Origin of the sequence: Mesorhizobium sp. dw_380, from assembly GCF_018588885.1 — a bacterium.
GTDB lineage: Bacteria > Pseudomonadota > Alphaproteobacteria > Rhizobiales > Rhizobiaceae > Mesorhizobium.
Genome location: NZ_JAFFIW010000170.1, coordinates 1 through 250, shown reverse-complemented (window position 1 = coordinate 250; position 250 = coordinate 1). Strand labels below are relative to the sequence as shown.

1 protein-coding gene is annotated in these 250 nt (G+C 66.0%); it reads left to right on the top strand.

Going from position 1 to position 250, the window contains the following annotated elements; translation table 11 throughout:
- The coding region (locus JT360_RS33405) for a beta-ketoacyl synthase N-terminal-like domain-containing protein (protein ID WP_284732079.1) at positions 1-250 on the top strand (250 nt) is incomplete at both ends.

The window sequence follows — 250 nt, the reverse complement described above, 5'->3', positions numbered from 1 at the left end:
TCGCAAGCAGTTCGTCTCCATGGCCCGCTTCAGCTTGCTCGCCGTGCTTGCAGCGCGCGAAGCCATGCGGCAGGCCGGACTTTCCTGCGACGAGAGGAATGCCCATCGCTTCGGCGCGACAGTGGGCGTCGGCGGCTTGGGCTGGGATGTGATGGAGGAAACTTACCGGGCCCTCCTTTTGGACGGCGCGAGGCGAGTTGGCATCCTCGCTGTACCCAAAACGATGCCAAGCGCCGCCGCCGGCCAGGTG